Consider the following 20,782-nt stretch of genomic DNA (forward strand, 5'->3'; position numbering starts at 1 on the left):
GTTAGTCCTGTAGGAGCGTGTTTGCTTTTTTCTCCGCGATAGCTTCCAGCGTCTTCCAGCACTGGTAGAGGCCGCGCGGAATGTGGAAGCAGCCTTTCCATTTACCACCTTTGAGTGACAACAGCACCTCACCCTGCCGGTTGAGATAGCCGAACCATTCGCCGTATTCGTCATCCGGAAAATGCGCCCATGTGTAGGCATGTACTTTCTCGAACCACTGCCAGCAACGTTCGTCACCCGTGTGCAGATACCCTTTTAACAAGCTGATGATGGTTTCAATATGCACCCACCAGAGCTTCTGATCCCATTCCAGTTGCTGGGGTGGATAACCTTTCACATCCAGAAAATAGAAGATCCCGCCGTATTGCTTATCCCAGCCATATTCCAGAATAGACAGCGTCTGATCGACTGCCTTACGCATCAACGCCTGATCGCCCGAACGCTCGGCCAGATCCATGATAAACCACATCGATTCGAGGCCATGACCCGGATTGACCAACCGCCCTTCGAACGAATCCGAGAAAGAGCCATCGGGCGCAATATGCTCCAGAATCAAGCCAAGATCGGGGCGGTAAAACTCCTCCATGACCGCACGGATACCCGATTCCATGGTTTGTTCGACCAATCCGGGTTTCAGGAGGGGTTCAATTTCCAGTACCAGATTGCACAGAATCATGGGTAGCGCAAAACTCTTCAGTGGTCGCGTTTCAGGAAATGCTTTGTTGTAGTCTCCTTTTGGATTATCCTTCCGATGGATAATGTTCAGAAACGTCTCTACCGCAATATCGGCGTATTCTTTAATACCCGTTGCCTGATACAACTGCCCAAAGGCCATGGTGGCGAAGCAATCGGAGAAAATATTGTACGGCTGAATGAGCGGTTTGCCTTCGCGGGTGAGTGAGAAATACCAGTTTCCGGCATCATCACGACCGTGTTCTTTGAGAAATTCGGCTCCCTGAATGGCGAAATCGAGCCATTCCTGCTTCTTTTCGACCCGGTTGTAGAGCATCGAGAAACACCAGACCTGACGCGCCTGTAACCAGACAAATTTATCGGTGTCATACACGGAGCCCTTCCGATCGAGACAGGTAAAATAGCCGCCAAACTCATTATCGATTGAGTTTTTCAACCAGAATGGGATGACATCATTCAATAGATTGTCCTGATAAAGACGTTGGTAATCGTTTAACTGCATGGCAGTGGGTAATGAACGTTTGCGTTGAACTAACCGTGTTTTCACTGCTTGATGCAGGTTCTTGAACCTTCTTACCAGCAGCAACTTATTTAATAATCATCTTTACAATCAAAAGACTCAAAATGACTATCAATTATAAAGAATCATTAACTTATTAAATGAATTTATTAAGTGCAAGGCGAAATACAGCATTATCTACTGTTGTCGCAAGCTTACTGGCGAATTTTTTTATGGAAGAACAGAAATTGTTTATTTAATAATATTCTTTCGAGATAATTCAACAAACAGTAAAATATTTGACAATAGCGCAGATTATCCAAATAATATCCTTTTGATAGCTACTTATATCAACGCCAGGACTCGATCTCTAACCAGAAGACAGGCCCCAACAATACCGGCATGTTCACCCAGCTTTGAGAGTTTCAGTTGCGTATCGGTATTGACCAGATTCAATGAATACTTGTTAATGGCTGTCTTGATCGGCAGCTCAATGTAATCGCCCGTCGATGCAAGGCTACCGCCCAGAATCACCAGCTCGGGGTTAAACACATTGATCAGAAAAGCAATGCCACGCCCGAGCCTGTCACCTACCCGCGCGATCAGGTCAATGGCCAGCACATCTTCATTTTTGGCCGCCTGGATAATATCTTCCATCATGATTGCTTCAGGAAGCGTATCGTTACGCGACAAAACAGAGGTTGATCCTTCCTTCAGCTTCTCACGAAACATACGGGTAAGCGCCCATCCGGAAGCTTCCGTTTCCAGACAACCTTTCTTGCCACAATGACAAATAAGTTCGTTATCGAAAATCGGGATATGACCTAACTCCCCTGCATAGCCGGACTTACCATAATACAACTGTCCATCAATCAGAATACCGACGCCAATACCGTAATCCAGATTTAGGAACAGAACGTCTTTTTCTTTCCCGACAGCACCTACGCAAAATTCGCCGTAAGCCATGGCGCGTGTGTCATTTTCCAGAAAAACCCGGATGCCTACTTTGCTTTGGATAATTTCACTCAGCGGCTGCTCGTCGAAGAAAAAGAAACTGTAACTATAGCCCGTCGAATAGTTGATCCGCCCTGACAGATTCAGGCCAATGCCCAGAATCCGGTCTTTATTAATGGGCAGGCTGGCAATGAAGTCATTAATGTACTGGCACAAAACCTCCAGCGATTCTTCTGTATTATCCAGTTTATAGGCCAGGTTCTCGGTAACTTTAATCAGGCTTTTCTGGAGGTTCAGCAGGCCAATATTGATGTGGCTGTGTTTTACATCGACGCCAATGAAGAAGGCAGAATCAGGAACAACCCCATATAAATTAGGCTTACGTCCGCCCGTCGATTCAATTTTACCGTAATCCTGCACTAACCCATCGCTGATGAGTTCATTAACGACTGTAGTAACTTTAGGAACGCTTATCGTTAGCTCCTTACTGAGTTCAGGTATGATTGCATTACCTGCATTGGCAAAATAGCTAAGAATATTCTGTTTAAAATTAAGGCCTTTGCTGCTAGTTTTAGAATTGGTTGACGACTTACCCATCAGATCCTCTTTACTACTTTTCCCCAAACTTACTAAGATCTGCCAATAGGCTGATGTGGGCCAGATTTTTATTTACAGATCGTTGCAGGACGCTACGGTTAGTCCATTCATTAATTGTAGCCGATTGGGACGGACACTTGCCTGGCTACTAACCTCGTTTCAGCTTTTGTTTTCGGCGTTGACGCCAGTATTTGATATCTGAGGTTAAATTTTCGAGAAAAAAAGACGGCCCTACGGATATATAGAATCCGGTATAATTGATCTGACTTTCGGGAATGTCTTTTTTTAATATAAAGCGGTATCCAATCAATGCATTTACGCCAAACCAGTGGAGTGGCCGGAGCCAACGTATCGTTGGAAACTGATACGCTGACAGAACGCCAACCCCAAGCGGCAGAAAAATACCACGAGCGACTTCAAAATCCTTGGCCTGATCGTCGTTGCGTTCGTAGCGGGAGTGTCCATAGCCAAATTCGATCGGTGTACTGACCTCGAATGAGTTTCGGCGAAGCCAGTAACGTTCATAATAGACAGTAGCAATACGGAGGTGGCGCGTCACAGACTCTGATGTATTTGGCAAAAGCCCCGGCTGGTCCAGATGCTGGTTGATAAAATAAAATCCGGCTCCTGCCTTGAAGCTGGCATCCCTTACTCCTTTAATAGCCGGTCGGTCATGCGTTGCAGGGAATAAAAATCCGGCCCGAATACCATAAACACTCACTGGTATGCGTCGGCCATTGTCGTTGCGCGTATCACTGAAGAAGTAGAATCGCTGATCGGTCGATGCAGTGAAGGTGAGCGCGTTAGGCCGCGTTTCAATGCCTTTAACCGTGTCTTTTAATGGGGTGACTCGCTGATTTGGCCGGGCAATAACTGAGGAAATTAGCTGAATGACCAGAAGCAATGTACTAATTGCTCGCAGGGGCCAATGGCCAGAAATCATTCCGGTTCGGTAAAAGCTTATCATAATGTTCGTGAGAACTATAACCGATAAAACCCCGGATGGTTAAAATGTTCTATCTTATTGTATTCTGAATGCAATCGAGGCTGTTTTTTCAGCAGCCTTTATCAGGTTTCGATTCGTCAACTCTACTCTCTGGCTATCAGGAGCTAACAAAAAACGCTAAATTGAGTATTTCAGAGTAATCCGGCTACGAATCGTCGACGAAGAAGGGGCTACTTTCTAAAAAAAATTCAATTTTAAAAATCGACACACGCCTGTTTCTTTACCTGCCGCAGGTAAATCCGTGCTTTCGTCTACATTATATTAGCGCTATTTTTTTGTACTTACTTTTGATGGGAACGTTCCCGAGAACGATTGCATAAAAAAATTCCGGTAATTTCTTCTTTATGTTTAGTTTTCTTCGAAAGCTTACGTAAAGTGCTCTTCAGCAATCAGATATCTAGATTTTTTCTTTGTCATTGAATAATCCATAAATGATAAGTATGCCTGTATAATTAACCCGGAATAAGTAGAAATCCTTATCCAGAATGCTTTGACCTACACAAAACAGTGTCATATCGTGTCTCACAAGCCATATTCAGCCTACAGCGCCGAGGAGTTCGCCCTCGACGATTTGTTCGTTCGCTGGGTTCAACACCCAACCGACGAAGAGGTGGTGGCTTATTGGCAAATCTGGCTGGCTCACAACCCAGAATGTGCAGATACGGTTGAGATTGCGCGTGAATTAGTTCGAACCGCTTCGCTACCCACCAGTCTGTTGTTAACCCCGGATGAAACATCGTCGGTATGGTGGCGTATTCGCGAATCGCTGCAAACGATGGAAGATCTCCGACCGTTGCAACCCGACGTTCGCGCTGTAGTTGGCTGGTGGTATTTTTTGAGAACGGTGGCGGCTACACTAGGTGTCGTTCTGCTCATCGGCTGGGCTTTATGGATACAGTATGGCCCTGATCAGTCAATAAAAACGATTACGACAACAGCTGGGCCTCCCCGAACCATTAATTTACCAGATGGCTCGATTGTACAGCTTCATGCCAATAGCCAGCTACGGTACGACCGGCGCGGTTTTGCCGGGCAATGGTCCGACGATACGCCACGGGCTGTATGGCTGGAGGGCGAAGCTGATTTTTCAGTAACTCATCGCAATGATACGTCTTCGGCGCGATTATTTCGGGTGCATACGCCCGACCTTACCGTTGAAGCCGTGGGTACAACATTCCGGGTTCAGCAAGGTCCCGGATGCACACGAGTAGCTCTGACATCGGGGCAGGTCAACTTACTACTCAATCAAAAGAAACCCATACGGCTTAACCCCGGCGACTCAGTCGAGGTAGCAGAGGGCTCAGTTCAGGCATTACCCTAACACTCCCTCCGTTAATATCTCAGCGTGCTTTATTAATTATCAACCTATCTATTACAAACTCTAAATTCTTACCTGAATGCAAAACACAATTACCTCTCAGCCGAGGCTACCATCTCTACGACGGTTATCTCCACGACGAACATGGCTCCCCTTACTTGGTCTGACGGCACTTACCCTGCTTGGGCAACCAGCCTTCAGTGCGCCCCCCACGGCCAAGTTTAAATCAGACAACCCAGCCCAGGAACGCTCCGTTTCAGGGAAAGTACTGTCTGGCGATGATAATACCGCGTTACCTGGCGTAAGCGTTGCCGTGAAGGGCACCACGCGCGGCACGACTACTGACGCAAACGGTGAATACCGGATCAACATTCCTACCAGTCAGGCCGTACTGGTCTTCTCGGCAGTCGGCTTTGTGAATCAGGAGGTTACTGTCGGCAATAAGTCGGCAATCAACATAACCTTAACGACCGATACCCGTGCCCTGAACGAAGTGGTGGTGGTTGGTTACGGTTCGCTGAAAAAGAGCCAGACAACCGGTGCCATCTCCTCGGTTACACCAAAGCAAATCACCGAACAACCCGTTACCAACATCGGACAGGCCATGCAGGGTCGGGTAGCGGGTGTGGATGTGGCTCAGTCGGGTAGCCGCCCAGGTTCCGTACCAACGATCCGTATCCGTGGGCGTCGTTCGTTCAACGCCGGTAATGATCCATTGTATGTTGTGGACGGAATACCGCTTGCCAGAGAGTACGAAGACATCAACCCGAACGATGTGGGTTCGATGGAAATCCTGAAGGATGCTACCGCAACTGCAATCTACGGTGCCAGAGGTGCCAACGGGGTCGTACTGGTTACGACCAAGCGGGGTAATCCAACGGGTAAAACAACCATCAGCTACGATAACTATGTTGGTTTTACCGATGCCCTTGATAAAGTCCATCTGTTCAGCGGTTCCGAGTTTGCCGAATTCGTCCGCGAAGCTTATCGAACTACGGGCAACTACAAAGACGTAAACGGAAATCCAGTCCCAACAGGAGTAGCCGATGCCTATGCTGACTCGAAAGTGGCAGTACTGGGTGGCGACCCGAACGTAGCAGCTGGCCTTGCCGCGAACCGGAATACGGATTGGCAGTCGTTGATTCTGAAACAGGGGATTCAGCAGAACCACTCATTGGGCATTCAGGGGGGCAATGAAAAAACGCAGTTCTATATTTCGGCTGGCTTTTTTCAGGATAAAGGGATCATGCCTGGGCTTGATTTTACCCGCTATTCATTACGTGCCAATGTTGATCACCAGATTAATAAGGCACTTAAAGTGGGGCTTGCTTCGTATATGATGTACTATCTGCGCAACGGGGAGAACCTGAACCCATACAATTTTACGCTTCAGCAGAATCCGCTTGGTCGGCCTTACGATGATAACGGAAACCTGATTTTCTCGCCTACCAATGATGCACTGCTCACCAATCCGCTTGCTGAGGTTATACCGGGAGCACAGATTGAGGAACGGAAGAAATACCGCATTTTCAATAGTGTTTATGCAGAGGTAAATATTCTCGACGGGTTAAAATACCGGGTTAATTTCGGGCCTGATTTTACGATCAACCGATATGGCCGCTTCATCGGTGCTCAAACGAACGCCCGGAAATTTGGTGATCCTCAGGCTTCTAATGCTGCCGCCTTTAATTTTGACTACACGCTGGAGAACGTCGTAACGTACAACAAAAAAATTGGCGATCACAATTTCGGTATCACAGCGCTGCAATCTATTCAGCGTGATAATTCCGAGTTTAATAACATTAACGTGCAGGGTGTTCCAGCCGAATCGCAGCAGTTCTACAATGTAGGCAATGCCAGTTCGGTACTGGGCGTAAGCAGTGGCCTGATTCAGTGGACCATCAACTCCTACATGGGCCGTGTCAACTATGACTACAAAGACAAATACCTTGTAACGGCCACGCTGCGCCGGGATGGATCGAGCCGGTTTGGCGAAAATACCAAGTACGGTAACTTCCCCGGTATTGCCCTGGGCTGGAATATCAACAATGAAGACTTCATGAAAGGATCTACCTGGGTCGATCTGCTGAAACTACGGGTCAGTCGTGGTTCGGTAGGTAATCAGGGCGTGGCACCCTATCAAACGCAGGGTCTGCTGGGTCGTACGGTGTATGCCTTTGGTAATACTCCTGCCTATGGGTATCGCCCCGAAACGATCGGCAATCCTGATTTGCGCTGGGAAACCTCAACGACTACCAATATTGGTGTCGATTTCAGCCTGTGGCGTGGTCGGGTAGCGGGTGCCATTGAATTGTACCAAACCCGAACGACCGATCTGCTGCTTTCTGACCAGTTGCCAACATCGATTGGGTTCAACGCAGTTACCCGGAACATTGGCGAAACCCAGAACAAAGGGTTAGAAGCCAGTATATCGACCGTGAATGTGAACACGAAGAGCGGCTTCAAGTGGACCTCCGATATCGTGTTTACCAAGAACACAGAATCCATCATTTCTCTCTTTAACGGACCTATTGATGATGTGGGCAACAAACGATTCATCGGCAAACCCCTGACCGAGTTTTATGACTATAAGAAAGCGGGTATCTGGCAGACCAACGAAGCCGACGCGGCTAAATCCTACCAGAGTGCTGTTGGTCAGATTAAAGTGCAGGATACGAATAATGACGGTAAAATCACGGCTGAGGACCGGGTGTTCCTGGGCTCCGACATTCCAACCTGGAGTGGTGGTATTACTAACCGGTTTAGTTATAAAGGGTTTGACCTCAACTTCTTTATTTATGCCCGGATTGGCCAAACCATCCTGAGCGGTTTCCACCGCGATAACAACCAGCTGGCAGGTCGATACCAGCAGATTAAAGTGGATTACTGGACACCTAACAATCCAACAAATGAGTTCCCCCGTCCTAACTCAAGCCAGGAATTCCCCGTGTACAACCAGGCTATTTATTACTTCGACGGTTCATTCGTGAAGGTTCGGAATATCAACTTTGGTTACACGTTCCCGGCAAGCATTACTTCGAAACTCCGTATGCAGTCGCTCCGTTTGTTTGCCAGCATTCAGCAGCCGTTCATCTTTTCGAGCTACCGGTCGAAGTATAACGGTGTTGACCCTGAAACAAGCGCAAGTGATGGTGTGGTCAGCAACGGTGTTGTGCCAGCTACCCGGGTAACGACCTTTGGTTTGAACGTCAAATTCTAAGCACACAGCCAGTAAGCGATGTGTTTATAAACATCTTAAGATTCAAAGACATGAAATCAACTATTTATCATAAATCATTCCGTATTCTGGCACTTACCGCTCTGCTATTCAGCGGCCAGGCCTGTAAGGATATACTGGATGAAAAAGTTATCTCCAATATTGGAAATGACTATATCAACACCCCAAAAGGTTTTGAAGATGCCAGCAAAGCCGCTTATTCGTCCATGCGAAATTTTTACGGATCGGAACGGGGGCTGACAATGACCGAATACGGTACGGACATCTACACCACTGGTGCTGATGGTAGCTACAAAGGGTTTCACTTTTACGACACCCAGATGAACAGCTTTGTTGATATCATTCAACAAGTGTGGGAAGAGTTGTATCGAGGCATCAATACCTGCAATGCCGTGATTGAACGTGCTCCGGCAGCTACCGTTTCGGACGCTACTAAAAAACTACGGGTAGCCGAGATGAAATTTCTGCGGGCGCATTATTACTTTATTCTGGTGCAACAGTGGGGTGGAGTCGACTTACGGCTGACGGAAACAATACTCCCAACAAAAAAAACCGGCCGGGCTACCGAAGCCGAAATTTATAAAGCGATTACGACTGATCTGGAAGCGGCTATAACGGATCTGCCTACCACCAAGGCATCTGCGCAATCGGCCAGTGATTACGGGCGGGCGACCAAATCGGCTGCCGAACATTTACTGGCTCGTGTCTATCTGACCAAAGCAACTTCGTCGGCTAAAGCAACTGACGATTATGCCAAAGCCGCGACCTATGCACAGAGCGTAATTGCCAACTATGGCTACAAGCTGTTGCCCGATTTTGCCAGTGTATTTGCGCAGGGAAGTGGTGAAATCAACGACGAAGTCATCTTTTCGGTACAGTACACATCTGATCCATTGACTAACGTTAATACGGCAAACCTGAATAATGGAGAAGGCAACAAGCTTCACTTATATTTTGGTATGCAGTACGACGTGCAGCCCGGCATGAAACGGGATATTGCAGGTGATCGCCCGTTTAAGCGGCTGCGCCCAACGACCTATTTGACCGAAACGGTTTTCAAAGATCGGGTAAACGACTCGCGCTACAAGAAAACCTTCAAGGATACATGGTTGAGCAACAACCCCGGAGCGAACCTGAATACCTCTTTTGACAACAGTAAGGCTAAGATGACATTGAAACTGGGCGATACGGCTATTTATATTCCGGGTGTTGAATGGACTGTGGCACAACGAGCCGCCAAGCCTTACCAGGTTTTGGTACCCAGCGCCTACACAGCAGCTCTCTTTCCAACGCTGCAAAAATTCCTCGACCCCAACCGTCCTGATCTAACCTACGAACCGGGTAGCCGCGATTATCTGGCGTTCCGCCTGGCCGAAACGTATCTGATTTTGGCCGAAGCTCAACTCAAGCAAGGTAAAACAACAGAAGCTGCTGCCGCGCTCAACGTAGTCCGTCGACGTGCTGCCTGGCCTGGAAAAGAAACGGCTATGGAGCTGACCCCTGCACAGGTGGATATGGAGATGATCATGCAGGAACGCGCCCGTGAACTGGCTGGTGAACAAACCCGCTGGATGGATTTAAAACGCTGGGGAAATCTGGTTGAACGGGTTAAATTATACAACCCCGATGCCGCTGCCAACGTAAAAGACATACATAATTTACGGCCAATTCCACAAACACAGATTGACCGGACAGAAAACGCAGGATTCAAACAGAATCCAGGATTTTAACGAATAACGTTTAAGTGGTAAAAGAGCGAAAGAGTGAATGAGTGAAAATAACTGCCAACTGGTTTTCACTTATTTACTCTTTCGCTCTTTCACCATTTACAAACAGTAGAACAGACCTGATTTGCCCTTATTTGAAGACGGAAAACGATTTATTTCACGATCAGTACCCGTGTGTATCGGGTCTATACTGACTATCCCATTTTTCTACCATGCAGGAGACTGTAAACAGGCGGCAGTTCCTCACTACGGCCGGATTATCGGCACTGGCCCTCACTACTGGCGTCAATCGGCTATTCGCCCAGGCAGAACTGGCAAAACCATCGGGTCTAAAAATTGCCTATTCGGCTATTACGTGGGGCGGCAATGATGCCCAGGCCATTACTGACCTGGCAGCCCTGGGCTATAAAGGAATTCAACTTCGGGCCAATACCTTTGGTCCATATAAAGCGAAACCTTCCGAACTCAAAGCCTTGCTCGACCAGAACCATTTGACACTGGCCATGTTTTCGAGCGGAAATGTCGAGATCGATCCGGCGAAAGAGCAAAGTACCATCGATATGCACGTGGCCCACGCTAGTTTTGTAAAAGCACTGGGTGGGTCGGCGTTTCAGATGACCAATAGCCTCCGTCCGAAAGACCGGTTGCCAACAACCGAGGAATTGAAACGGCTGGCCGTGGTCATGAACGAAATTGGCAAACAAACTGCCGATCTGGGCGTTCAGGCAACCTATCACAACCACATGAACCAACTCGGCGAAACCCCCGAAGAGGTAGACGTGATTGTGCAGGCATTGAACCCAAAATACACCAAACTCCTGCTCGACATTGCTCATTACAAGCAAGGTGGTGGCCAGCCCGAAAAGGCCGTTAAGCAGTATAAAGGCATCATTCATGCCTTGCATTTAAAGGATACGATGTCGCCTGTGCCCGATAAGCCAAACGATCCGAAAGCGTATAAATTTGTTGAACTGGGCCGTGGCAATGTCGATGTTCCGGCCGTTTTCAAAGCGTTGGAGGAGATCAATTTTAAAGGCTGGGGAATCATCGAGCTGGATGGCGTACCCGAGAAAGACAAAACAGCCGCTCAATGCGCCAGTATCAATAAGGACTACATTACGAAAACGTTAAATTTTCCACTATGAATAGTAATGAGCGAATGAGTGAATGAGCAAATAAATGAACTGCTCTATATTCGCTCACTCGCAATTCACTCATTCGCTCATTAATTATTCACTCAATAAATCATGAAACAATTCATTTTGACGGGGTTGCTGCTGACCTCTTTCCTGGCCGCACAAAATCCCCAGACGCCGAATACGCTTACCGACAAAGAAAAGAAAGATGGCTGGAAACTGCTCTTCGACGGTAAAACGACCAATGGCTGGCGGGGCGCTTATAAAGATAAGTTTCCGGAAAAAGGCTGGAACGTTGCCGATGGCCTGCTGACTATTCAGCAGTCTGATGGGTCCGAATCACAAAGTTTCGGCGATATTGTTACAACAGGCGAATACACTGATTTTGACCTGACGTTCGATTTTAAACTGACTGAAGGAGCCAATAGTGGTTTGAAGTATTTTGTCGTTGAGCATTCTCCCAAACCAAAGGGATCGGCCTTCGGACTGGAATTTCAAGTGCTGGATGATGATAAACACCCCGATGCGAAGCTGGGCCGTAATGGTAATCGTACCGTTGGTTCACTGTATGATCTGATTCCGGCCAAAAACAAAAAGGCGAACCCAATTGGCCAATGGAACACGGGCCGCGTTATATCGAAAGGGAAACACGTTGAGCACTGGCTCAATGGAACCAAAGTAGTAGATTACGAGCGTGGGAGCGAGAAATTCAGGGAGTTGGTAGCTCTGAGCAAATACAAAGCGCCGGAATACAACGCCAACGGTCGGTTTGGTGAAGCGCCAAAGGGTCATATCTTATTACAGGATCATGGCAATAAGGTGTCTTATCGGAACATAAAAATTAAAACACTTTAAAAACACATGGACCGCAGACGTTAGACTTTAGTTATTTCTAACTTTACTTCTATAGGTCTAATATCTAAAAGCCAGCATTTTACCCTCTGAATCACATGGAAAACCGTCGTGAGTTTATAAAAAAATCGGCACTGGCTGGGCTCGGAATGAGTTTCTCTGCTGGTAGCTATGCCCGCATCATCGGCTCAAATGATCGCGTTCGGGTAGGTATCATCGGATTTTCCGATCGCTTCCGTCAGTCACTGGCACCTGCGTTTGCCGAACATGCCAAAGCGCAGAACTTTGCTTTCGTAGGTGTTTCAGACATCTGGAGTCGCCGTCGTGAAGAAGCTGAACAATATCTGAAAGGAAAAGGCTGGAACGACGATGCTTTTTTCAAAGCCCGTAACAATGACGAACTCCTCGATCGCAAAGATGTTGATGCCGTAATCATCAGCACCGCCGATTTTCAGCATGCGCTCCATTGCACAGCCGCTGTCGAATCAGGCCGCGATGTCTATTGCGAAAAACCCTTTGCTGAATCATTAGACGATGCGCGCAAGGCAGTTAAAGCGGTTGAAAGCTCGAAAAAAATCGTTCAGGTCGGTTCACAACGGCGCTCTGCCCCGAACTACCATTCGGCCAATGATTTTATCAAATCCGGCAAATTCGGCGACATTACGATGGTCGAAATGACCTGGAACGTCAATCAGCCCGGTCGGTGGCGCCGGCCTAAATTAGTGTCTGAAATCCGCAAGGAAGATACCGACTGGGATCGCTACCAGCTCAACCGGCCTAAAGTTGCCTGGGACCCACGCAAGTATCTCGAATTCCGGTTATTCTACCCTTACTCATCCGGTATTCCGGGGCAGTGGATGTCGCACCAGATCGATACTGTCCACTGGTTCAGTGGCTTAGACCACCCACGAAGTGTCGTTGCCAACGGTGGCGTATATGTCTGGAAAGATGGGCGTGTCAATGCCGATACCTTTACCGCCGTGTTCGATTATGGCCCGGACAATGATAAAACCAAAGGTTTCCAGGTACTTTATTCCTCGCGCATGAATAATGAAGCGGGTGGCGTCAAGGAATACTATTTCTCGAATGGTGGTATGATCAACCTCGATACGAACAAGATTTCGCCCGAGGGAGGTCTGGAAGCTAAATACGCGAAAGAGATGAACATGCAGGCCAACCTGCTGCCAACTATGTCGCTCGGCGAAGCAGCCAAAATGGAAACTTCGGCCAACACCGGCGGTGACCCAATGACCTCGTTGCACATGCTCAACTGGATGCAATGCGTTCGCAGCCGCAAAGAACCAAACGCGCCAGCACGAGTAGGATTCAATCACTCGGTCGCCAACATTATGGCAACGATGGCGCTGCACACCGGCAAACGCGTAACCTGGGATTCGACCAAACAGGACGTGGTGGTAAGCTAAACTTTTCGGAATGAACAAGGTAAATGATGGAATCACTGAACATCATTTACCTTTGTTCATTCATTTTTAAAATTCCTGCACCAATCTGGCAATTGAGGCATTTTTTCACGGAACAGAATTCGTTATAAAGTTCGATAGCTGCCTGTGAATCAAAAGCGGTACGCATGCCTAAGCCAAGTTTTTCCCAACCGTCGGTCAGACGGTTTTTTTCTGGCGGTAACTGCTCCAGAAGGCCAATTGCCCGATCCAGAAAAGCCGGTTGGCCCCGATGATGGGCATAGGCTGCCAATAATGGCACAACCGCATTAATCACAAGCGTCGAAGCTGAGTTTATCCCTAGCGTTGGAACTGTTTTAGCCGTTGCCTTACCGAACCGATAATGCGACTGCCAATAATCTGACGGAGCTAGCTGAAATGCCTCCAGCAAAAGCTGTACATCATCATTCCCCACAAACAGCGAAAACAAACTGGCATGATGTGTCAGTAGCCGGGCGAATTGGGCCAAACGCAGTGTTGGAAAATTAGCTGGTCGCATTCGTCCCCATTTCCAGGCATGTTCATCAACCTGTTTGTTGGCAAGATCATACTTCGCCGATAGAAAGCGATACTCCCGTTGAAGCATTCTTACGTAGTCATCTGGCTCTTCGGCAGTATTAAGCAAGCCTGCCGTTCCGAAGAGCATCGCTTCGGTCTGTACCATCACATCCCGATGTTTTAATAATGCTTTCAACGGTAGGGCACAGCTCAATTGAGCCATCGGCTCGGCATTAACCTTAAAACCCATGTTTATGGCCAGCAGTCGATAGGCTGTTTCTTCCCAATCGCCCTTCGTTTGTTCAAATATCGCCCGAACACCATCGGCTTTACGTTCCAGGCGCTGTAGCATCGCTTTGTCGAGCATAGCTGTTATGCGCAACGGCTGAACAGACCGAAACTGCCCGGCGCATGGTATGACATCCATAGAATCGGCCAGGGTTTTAAATCGGTCGATTAATGCAGGCGATGTTATGAAGGCACACTCAAGCGTAGGCAGGGGCGCACCGTTTGCCCGATCGACCCGGCGGCCGGTTGCGGCACGGTCATCCAGCCAGACGACGTGCAGAATTACATTATCATAGGCCCGGTCGTGCTGATGACGGTGTGCCAGCCAATCCGACGTATGGGTATGCATTTCGACCGTTCCGCCCCATTCAACGTCGTTGATCAATAATCGCGCATTAAAGAAGTCGGGACCCGAATCGAGATTTCGAAAACCAGGATGTAACACCTGTACCGATTCTCCATCGGTGGTTGTCAGGTTGTTTTTAGTAAAATACTGATATTGCCAAAGAAAATATAAAAAGGCTTCAGGCACAGCGAAAACGTGTTGACAGTAAGCATTACCAGATGTCGTTTTCGGTTTAGAGGCAAGCCAAAAATAATGAAACTATTAATAGAATAACGTATACTTTAGTACATATCCGTCGAGCGTATTTTCGTAACATCTTTATCGTCGTTCTATGTCTGTATTTTTTCAGAAAGTTGTTTGGATTACGGGTGCTTCATCGGGTATTGGTGAAGCGATTGCCCAAACCCTGGCGAAGGAAAAGGTAAAACTGGTGCTGTCTGCCCGACGAGCGGATGAATTACAACGGGTAGCGGCTCAAACTGGCCTTCCTTCATCCGACATACTTGTTCTACCGATGGATATGACTGACATCGACAGTTTTCCTGATCATGTAGAAACCGTCCTTCAACACTTCAGTCGGATCGACTATGTATTTCAAAATGCAGGAATCACCCAGCGAAGCACTGTTGCCGACTCAGAGCTTTCGGTTTATAAACAACTAATGGATGTAAACTTCTTCGGTGTTGTAGCCTTAACGAAAGCGGTGTTACCCACAATGCTGAGCCAGAAAAGTGGCTCTTTTGTGGTAACAAGCAGTGTTGCCGGAAAATTGGGGACGAAACAACGCTCGGGATATTGTGCCAGTAAACACGCGCTACACGGCTTCTTTGATGCCCTTCGCGCTGAAACCTACAACGATGGTCTGCGAGTTACCCTGGTTTGCCCAGGTTACATAAAAACTCCGCTTTCGTTTCATGCCCTCAGTGCTGGTGGGCAGGTACATGGGAAGATGGATACCAATCAGGCGCAGGGAATGAGTGCAGAAGCCTTTGCCAAGCGCCTAGTAAAAGCAGTTTCTAAGGAAAAAGAGGAGGTTTATATCGGGGGTGCAGAAATCTACGGCATTTATCTTAAACGTTTCCTGCCGGGGCTGCTATCCCGAATTCTGCGCAATCGGGAGGGTGTATAAACAGATCGGTCGGATTTCTATGATTTACCTTTAGTTAGTTAAATCATAGAAATCCGACCGATCTGTTTACTGAGAACTACTTACCGCTGATAGCGACACCTTTGCTTTTGCCTGCCTGCTCCATATAATCTACGGTCAGATGGCAGAGTGATTTCATACCAAGTACAAAGCAGCTTTCATCAATCTGAAAATCAGGCGTATGGTGTGGAGCTGCATCTTCGATCTTTTTACCCTTTGTCATGCCGCCCAGAAAGTAAAAGAATCCTGGCACTTTCTGCTGGTAGAATGAAAAGTCTTCGGCACCCGTCTGAGCGGGCGTAAGTCGAATGTTATTCTTTCCGGCTACCGCTTCAAGCGTTGGTACCATCTGATCGGTCAGCTTAGGATCATTGTAGGTGACGGGATACATGACTTCAATCTTAACATCAGCCTTGGCTCCGGCACTTTCGGCAATATTGGTCGCGATTTCATTGATCCGGCGATGGATTGTTTTCTGCATTTCATTATCCAGCGATCGAATTGTACCGATCATGTTCACCTCTTCCGGAATGATATTCTGCCGAATTCCGCCATGAATGGCGCCGACCGTCACAACGGCCGCATTTTCGGTTAACGGTAAGTTCCGGCTCACGATGGTTTGCAAGCCCATAATGACCTGCGCCGATGTCACAATGGGGTCAACACCCGACCACGGAGCTGCACCATGAGTTTGCTTCCCTTTAATTTTGATGGCATACGAATCGACGGCAGCCATCGTTGCGCCCGGCCGATATTTAATCGTACCCACTTCGGTCTGCGAGTTGATGTGCAGCCCGAAAATGGCGTCTACTTTCGGATTTTCGAGTACACCTTCTTTGACCATCAGGTAGGCTCCACCTTCTTCGCCCGTTGGAGCTCCCTCTTCGGCAGGCTGGAATATAAATTTCACCGTTCCTTTCAACTCACTCTTAATGGATGCCAATACCTCAGCAGCCCCCATCAGCATAGCCACATGTGTATCGTGTCCACAGGCATGCATGATACCCGTTTGCTGACCATTATATTCGGTATGGGCTTCTGACTTAAACGGCAAATCGACTCGCTCGGTAACAGGTAGTCCATCCATATCAGCCCGCAGCGCTACTACGGGTCCGGGTTTACCACCTTTGAGTAAGCCAACTACGCCGGTTTTACCAACACCCGTTTTCACTTCGATACCGAGCGATTGCAGGTGAGCCGCAATTTTTGCCGCTGTCTGAAACTCCCGATTACCCAGTTCAGGGTGCTGATGAAAGTCGCGACGCCAGGCCACTACTTTCTTTTCAAGCCCTTCGGCGGTTTTATCCATGCGGGCGCTCAACGTAGTTCCTTGTCCCAGCACCGTTTGAGCAGTAAAACTCATGACTGCCAGAACACTGGCACATAATTGATATTTACCCATTGAATTGTACAATTTTTTCCTCTAATGACATCTTTGTAATGCAATTTACACGAAATCCATATAAAATTTGGCTTATCACGCCTTATTAATACTAATCAGCCTACCAATACTATTTTTTATAAAATAATTATCATAGCTATTATAGCATGAAAAGTACTTGTTGGCTAGGCATTAAATTGGATTATTACTCTTTATATGGATAGTCTTGGGGCTGAACCAGGCAGACAGCTTAGGGCAAATGTTTCAATATGGTCCAAAATAAGTGACTAAAATATATATTTAATTTACATATATGTGTAAATTTTCGTAACTAAGTAGGTTAAGTAACCAGTAGTATATAAATCATAAGAATATTGCAAAATTTTCCTACCACTTATCCTTAATTTTTATTATTTGTAAGTTAACTTTGTCTCCCTTTTTTGTGGGTTATTATCTTTTTCTAACAACTACTGTTTTATGCACAAAATTTTATTGGGAAGCTGGCTTCTTGCGTTGCTTTTCTGTTTGCCAGTTATGGCGCAGGATATAGCCGTGAGCGGTCGCGTCACTTCATCAGACGACGGCATCGCATTACCAGGCGTAAGCGTGCAGGTTAAAGGAACAACTCGTGGGGCAATAACGGATGCCAGCGGGAACTATCAGATCAGTGTTCCAGCCAATGCAAGACTAGTATTTAGTTTTATCGGCTTTACAAGCCAGGAAATTGCAGTCGGCAATCAAAACACGATTAATGTTGTCTTAGTTGCTGGTTCACAGAGTTTGGACGAAATTGTCGTAACAGCTCAGGGCATTGAGCGTGACAAGCGCTCGCTCGGTTACGCAACCCAGGAAGTAGGCGGTAATATCCTGGCGCAACGGTCAGAGCCGAACCTACTGAACGCTTTGCAGGGCAAACTGGCTGGCGTAAACATTACGGGATCCAGTGGCGCGCCAGGCGCTTCAACCAACATTAACATTCGGGGTATTACGTCATTCAACGGAAGCAACCAACCCCTCATAGTTGTGGATGGCATTATCTTCAGTAACGACGTCAACCTTACCCAGAACACGCTGTTCGGTACGCAGCCGTCTAACCGTCTGGCCGATATCAACCCAGAAAGTATTGAGTCGGTCAACGTACTGAAAGGACCTGCAGCAGCCGTTTTATACGGTTCACGGGCATCGGCTGGTGCTATCGTTATTACGACCAAGTCGGGCCGTAACCAGAACAATAAAACGGAGGTAACCGTCAATTCCTCGTATAACGTTCAGGATGTGTATGGTCTGTACCCATTCCAGAATTCCTATGGTCAGGGAGCCAATAATGCGTACGTTAATAACTCAACAAACTCTTGGGGCCCCTCTTTTACGGATGTTACATCGGTGACGAATCTTCAGGGGCAGACAGTTCCTTACAAGGCCTATCCGAATAACGTACGTGATTTCTACAAACAAGGTAGCGTCATTCAGAATTCTGTCAATATTGCCTCTGGCGATGCCACTCGTAATTACATAATTGCCGTTGGTAATACCTTACAGAATGGGATTGTGCCGAACTCGAAGTTTAACCGGACTAATGTGCAGCTTGGTGGCGAGACTAAGTTGCAGAATGGATTGAAAATCAGCGGAACAGGCACTTACGTTCAAACAGTATCGACAGGTATTCCGGGCGGTAATGGAGCCAGCGCATTTGGTCAGATGACACGGATACCGCGCAGCTACGATTTAGCGAATGAGCCGTATCAGGACGCTAACGGAAAGAGCATTTATTTCTCGACTACGATTAATAACCCGCAATGGAGTGTTAACAATGAGCGGCTCGACAGTCAGGTAGACCGCTTTTTTGGGAACTTCCAATTGAGTTATGACATCGCATCGTGGTTAAATGTGGCTTATCGTGTAACGGGCGATACCTATACCGACCGTCGCAAATTGACCCTTCCAATCGGTGCAGGTCGTGCGCCACTGGGGCAGGTCCAACAGGATAACTTCTTTCGCAATGAGTTGAACGGAGATTTGTTGATCAGTGCCCGAAAAGACAATTTGTTTATAGAAGGTCTCAATGCGAACCTATTATTAGGCAATAATATTAACCAACGGAGAACCCAGGAAGTGGCTGCTGATGCAGCATCCTTAACCATTCCGGGCTTCTATAATCTCAGTAATGGAACCGTATTTACAGGTAGCGCCGAAACGACTACTTTGCGTCGCCTGGTTGGTTACTACGGTCAGTTGTCACTGAATTACAACAACTATTTATTCCTGGAGTTATCAGGACGCGCTGACCAGTCATCTACTTTACCGAAAGCGAACAACACGTATTTCTATCCTTCTGCTTCGGTTAGTTTTGTACCAACAGATGCATTTAAGATTAATTCTGACGTCCTCTCATACGCTAAAGTTCGGGCAAGCGCTGCCCGCGTAGGTCGCGATGCAGATCCTTATTTGCTAAACTCGGTGTATACAACATCGGGCTACGGGAATAACGTTGCCAGTATCACTTTCCCATTGGCTGTAAACGGTGGTAACGTTCCTGGTTTTGGTATTAGCAGCCGTATTGGCAGCAATAACCTCAAACCTGAATTTGTTACTTCCTACGAAGTAGGGATTAACCTCGGATTTTTCAAAAACCGGTTAAGCATCGATGCGACATACTTCGACTCACGCAGTACACAACAAATTTTCAACGTGGCCGTATCGAACTCGTCAGGGTATGATACCCGTACAACCAACGTTGGTGAGCTGAATAACAAGGGGATTGAATTAGTCCTCAATGCCACACCTTTGCGGATAGGCGGTTTCAAATGGGATGCGACTTTAAACTACACACTGATCCGGAATAAAGTTGTATCGATTGCTCCTGGTGTGACATCATCGCAAATTACCGGTAACGTATTCGGCGGTATCATACCTTCCATTTATGTAGGTCAACCATACGGCGTAGTTGTTGGAACAGCTAATGCGCGGGTTCAGAATACGGACCCCACTGGCTTATATTATGATGCAACAGGCCAATTTGTAGGTCAATATGTTGTCAATGGAACATCTGGGCAGTTTGCTCCGGGTATTGCCAACGCTGTAATCTCAAGTCCGCAGGCTAATTATACGGCGGGTCTGACCAATACATTCTCATACAAAGGTCTGGCTCTGTCGGTGTTGATCGATACCCGTCAAGGTGGTCAGCTTTATTCATTTGGTGCTGTAGATGCCCGGTCAAATGGTTCGTTAGAGGTGACGGGAGTTGACCGTGATCAGCCACGCATCCTGCCCGGTGTGATTCAGAATGCCGATGGAACGTTCCGACCTAATAACATTCAGATAGCACCACAAACGTACTGGGGTGCATTAGGTGGCTTAGCTTCCGAGGGTGCTGTTTTTGATGCGACCGTTTATCGTCTGCGCGAAGTAGCTCTCAATTACACATTGCCCAAGAGCTTGCTGAGTAAAACGCCTTTCGGCTCTATTTCAGTTGGCGTTAGTGGTCGTAATTTGTATTTCTACGCTCCAAATTTCTTTGGTGATCCAGAAACGAATACGCAGGGAGCGGGTAATATTCAGGGCCTAGACCTAAATGGCCCGCCTAATACGCGGAACTTTGGCGGTAACATACGGCTCACTTTTTAACATCCTTATTTGATCTAC

13 protein-coding genes are annotated in these 20,782 nt (G+C 47.4%); 8 read left to right on the forward strand and 5 right to left on the reverse strand.

Annotated elements, in window-relative coordinates; translation table 11 throughout:
• Window position 1 precedes the first annotated feature (1 nt).
• From G8759_RS32465 to G8759_RS32475, 3 genes are all read right to left on the reverse strand, one after another.
• Window positions 2-1,195, reverse strand: a complete 1,194-nt coding sequence (locus tag G8759_RS32465) for an AGE family epimerase/isomerase (protein ID WP_167219381.1) — start codon at window positions 1,193-1,195, stop codon at window positions 2-4.
• Between the two features lie 342 nt (window positions 1,196-1,537).
• A complete protein-coding gene (locus G8759_RS32470) occupies window positions 1,538-2,743 on the reverse strand; it encodes an ROK family protein (protein WP_167217456.1) in 1,206 nt (401 codons plus the stop codon).
• Between the two features lie 148 nt (window positions 2,744-2,891).
• Window positions 2,892-3,710 carry a hypothetical protein gene (locus tag G8759_RS32475; protein ID WP_232074041.1) on the reverse strand — a complete coding sequence of 273 codons (819 nt, stop codon included), beginning with the start codon at window positions 3,708-3,710 and terminating at the stop codon, window positions 2,892-2,894.
• Between the two features lie 556 nt (window positions 3,711-4,266).
• Here G8759_RS32475 and G8759_RS32480 point away from each other — a divergent pair.
• From G8759_RS32480 to G8759_RS32505, 6 genes are all read left to right on the forward strand, one after another.
• Window positions 4,267-5,070, forward strand: coding sequence for a FecR family protein (locus tag G8759_RS32480; RefSeq protein WP_167217458.1), 804 nt, complete (start codon window positions 4,267-4,269; stop codon window positions 5,068-5,070).
• Between the two features lie 76 nt (window positions 5,071-5,146).
• Complete coding sequence (locus G8759_RS32485) at window positions 5,147-8,287, forward strand: SusC/RagA family TonB-linked outer membrane protein (protein WP_167217460.1); 3,141 nt, start codon at window positions 5,147-5,149, stop codon at window positions 8,285-8,287.
• Window positions 8,288-8,337: 50 nt separating this feature from the next.
• Window positions 8,338-10,035, forward strand: coding sequence for a RagB/SusD family nutrient uptake outer membrane protein (locus G8759_RS32490; RefSeq protein WP_167217462.1), 1,698 nt, complete (start codon window positions 8,338-8,340; stop codon window positions 10,033-10,035).
• A gap of 209 nt (window positions 10,036-10,244) precedes the next feature.
• Entirely contained in the window at window positions 10,245-11,177 is a 933-nt protein-coding gene (locus G8759_RS32495; protein WP_167217464.1) for a sugar phosphate isomerase/epimerase family protein, read from the forward strand.
• A 102-nt stretch (window positions 11,178-11,279) separates the two neighbouring features.
• Window positions 11,280-12,023: a 3-keto-disaccharide hydrolase gene (locus G8759_RS32500; protein ID WP_167217466.1), complete on the forward strand. Its 744-nt coding sequence runs from the start codon at window positions 11,280-11,282 to the stop codon at window positions 12,021-12,023.
• A gap of 95 nt (window positions 12,024-12,118) precedes the next feature.
• Window positions 12,119-13,444: a Gfo/Idh/MocA family protein gene (locus G8759_RS32505; RefSeq protein ID WP_162389864.1), complete on the forward strand. Its 1,326-nt coding sequence runs from the start codon at window positions 12,119-12,121 to the stop codon at window positions 13,442-13,444.
• 46 nt (window positions 13,445-13,490) lie between these two features.
• Here the strand turns inward: G8759_RS32505 and G8759_RS32510 are convergent, their stop codons facing one another.
• Entirely contained in the window at window positions 13,491-14,798 is a 1,308-nt protein-coding gene (locus tag G8759_RS32510; protein WP_167217468.1) for a DUF2851 family protein, read from the reverse strand.
• 145 nt (window positions 14,799-14,943) lie between these two features.
• Between G8759_RS32510 and G8759_RS32515 the strand changes: the two genes are divergently transcribed.
• Complete coding sequence (locus G8759_RS32515; RefSeq protein ID WP_167217471.1) at window positions 14,944-15,741, forward strand: SDR family oxidoreductase; 798 nt, start codon at window positions 14,944-14,946, stop codon at window positions 15,739-15,741.
• Window positions 15,742-15,817: 76 nt separating this feature from the next.
• Here the strand turns inward: G8759_RS32515 and G8759_RS32520 are convergent, their stop codons facing one another.
• A complete protein-coding gene (locus G8759_RS32520) occupies window positions 15,818-17,161 on the reverse strand; it encodes an amidohydrolase (RefSeq protein WP_167217473.1) in 1,344 nt (447 codons plus the stop codon).
• A 456-nt stretch (window positions 17,162-17,617) separates the two neighbouring features.
• Here G8759_RS32520 and G8759_RS32525 point away from each other — a divergent pair, with 456 nt between their 5' ends.
• Window positions 17,618-20,764, forward strand: a complete 3,147-nt coding sequence (locus G8759_RS32525) for a SusC/RagA family TonB-linked outer membrane protein (protein WP_167217475.1) — start codon at window positions 17,618-17,620, stop codon at window positions 20,762-20,764.
• Window positions 20,765-20,782: the final 18 nt, after the last annotated feature.

It is taken from the genome of Spirosoma aureum (assembly GCF_011604685.1).
In the GTDB taxonomy this organism is placed as follows: domain Bacteria; phylum Bacteroidota; class Bacteroidia; order Cytophagales; family Spirosomataceae; genus Spirosoma; species Spirosoma aureum.

Coding starts and splice junctions, on each gene's coding strand:
- G8759_RS32465 (WP_167219381.1), bottom strand. CDS start 1,195: ATGCAGTTAAACGATTACCAACGTCTTTATCAGGACAATCTATTGAAT.
- G8759_RS32470 (WP_167217456.1), bottom strand. CDS start 2,743: ATGGGTAAGTCGTCAACCAATTCTAAAACTAGCAGCAAAGGCCTTAAT.
- G8759_RS32475 (WP_232074041.1), bottom strand. CDS start 3,710: ATGATAAGCTTTTACCGAACCGGAATGATTTCTGGCCATTGGCCCCTG.
- G8759_RS32485 (WP_167217460.1), top strand. CDS start 5,147: ATGCAAAACACAATTACCTCTCAGCCGAGGCTACCATCTCTACGACGG.
- G8759_RS32490 (WP_167217462.1), top strand. CDS start 8,338: ATGAAATCAACTATTTATCATAAATCATTCCGTATTCTGGCACTTACC.
- G8759_RS32495 (WP_167217464.1), top strand. CDS start 10,245: ATGCAGGAGACTGTAAACAGGCGGCAGTTCCTCACTACGGCCGGATTA.
- G8759_RS32500 (WP_167217466.1), top strand. CDS start 11,280: ATGAAACAATTCATTTTGACGGGGTTGCTGCTGACCTCTTTCCTGGCC.
- G8759_RS32505 (WP_162389864.1), top strand. CDS start 12,119: ATGGAAAACCGTCGTGAGTTTATAAAAAAATCGGCACTGGCTGGGCTC.
- G8759_RS32515 (WP_167217471.1), top strand. CDS start 14,944: ATGTCTGTATTTTTTCAGAAAGTTGTTTGGATTACGGGTGCTTCATCG.
- G8759_RS32520 (WP_167217473.1), bottom strand. CDS start 17,161: ATGGGTAAATATCAATTATGTGCCAGTGTTCTGGCAGTCATGAGTTTT.
- G8759_RS32525 (WP_167217475.1), top strand. CDS start 17,618: ATGCACAAAATTTTATTGGGAAGCTGGCTTCTTGCGTTGCTTTTCTGT.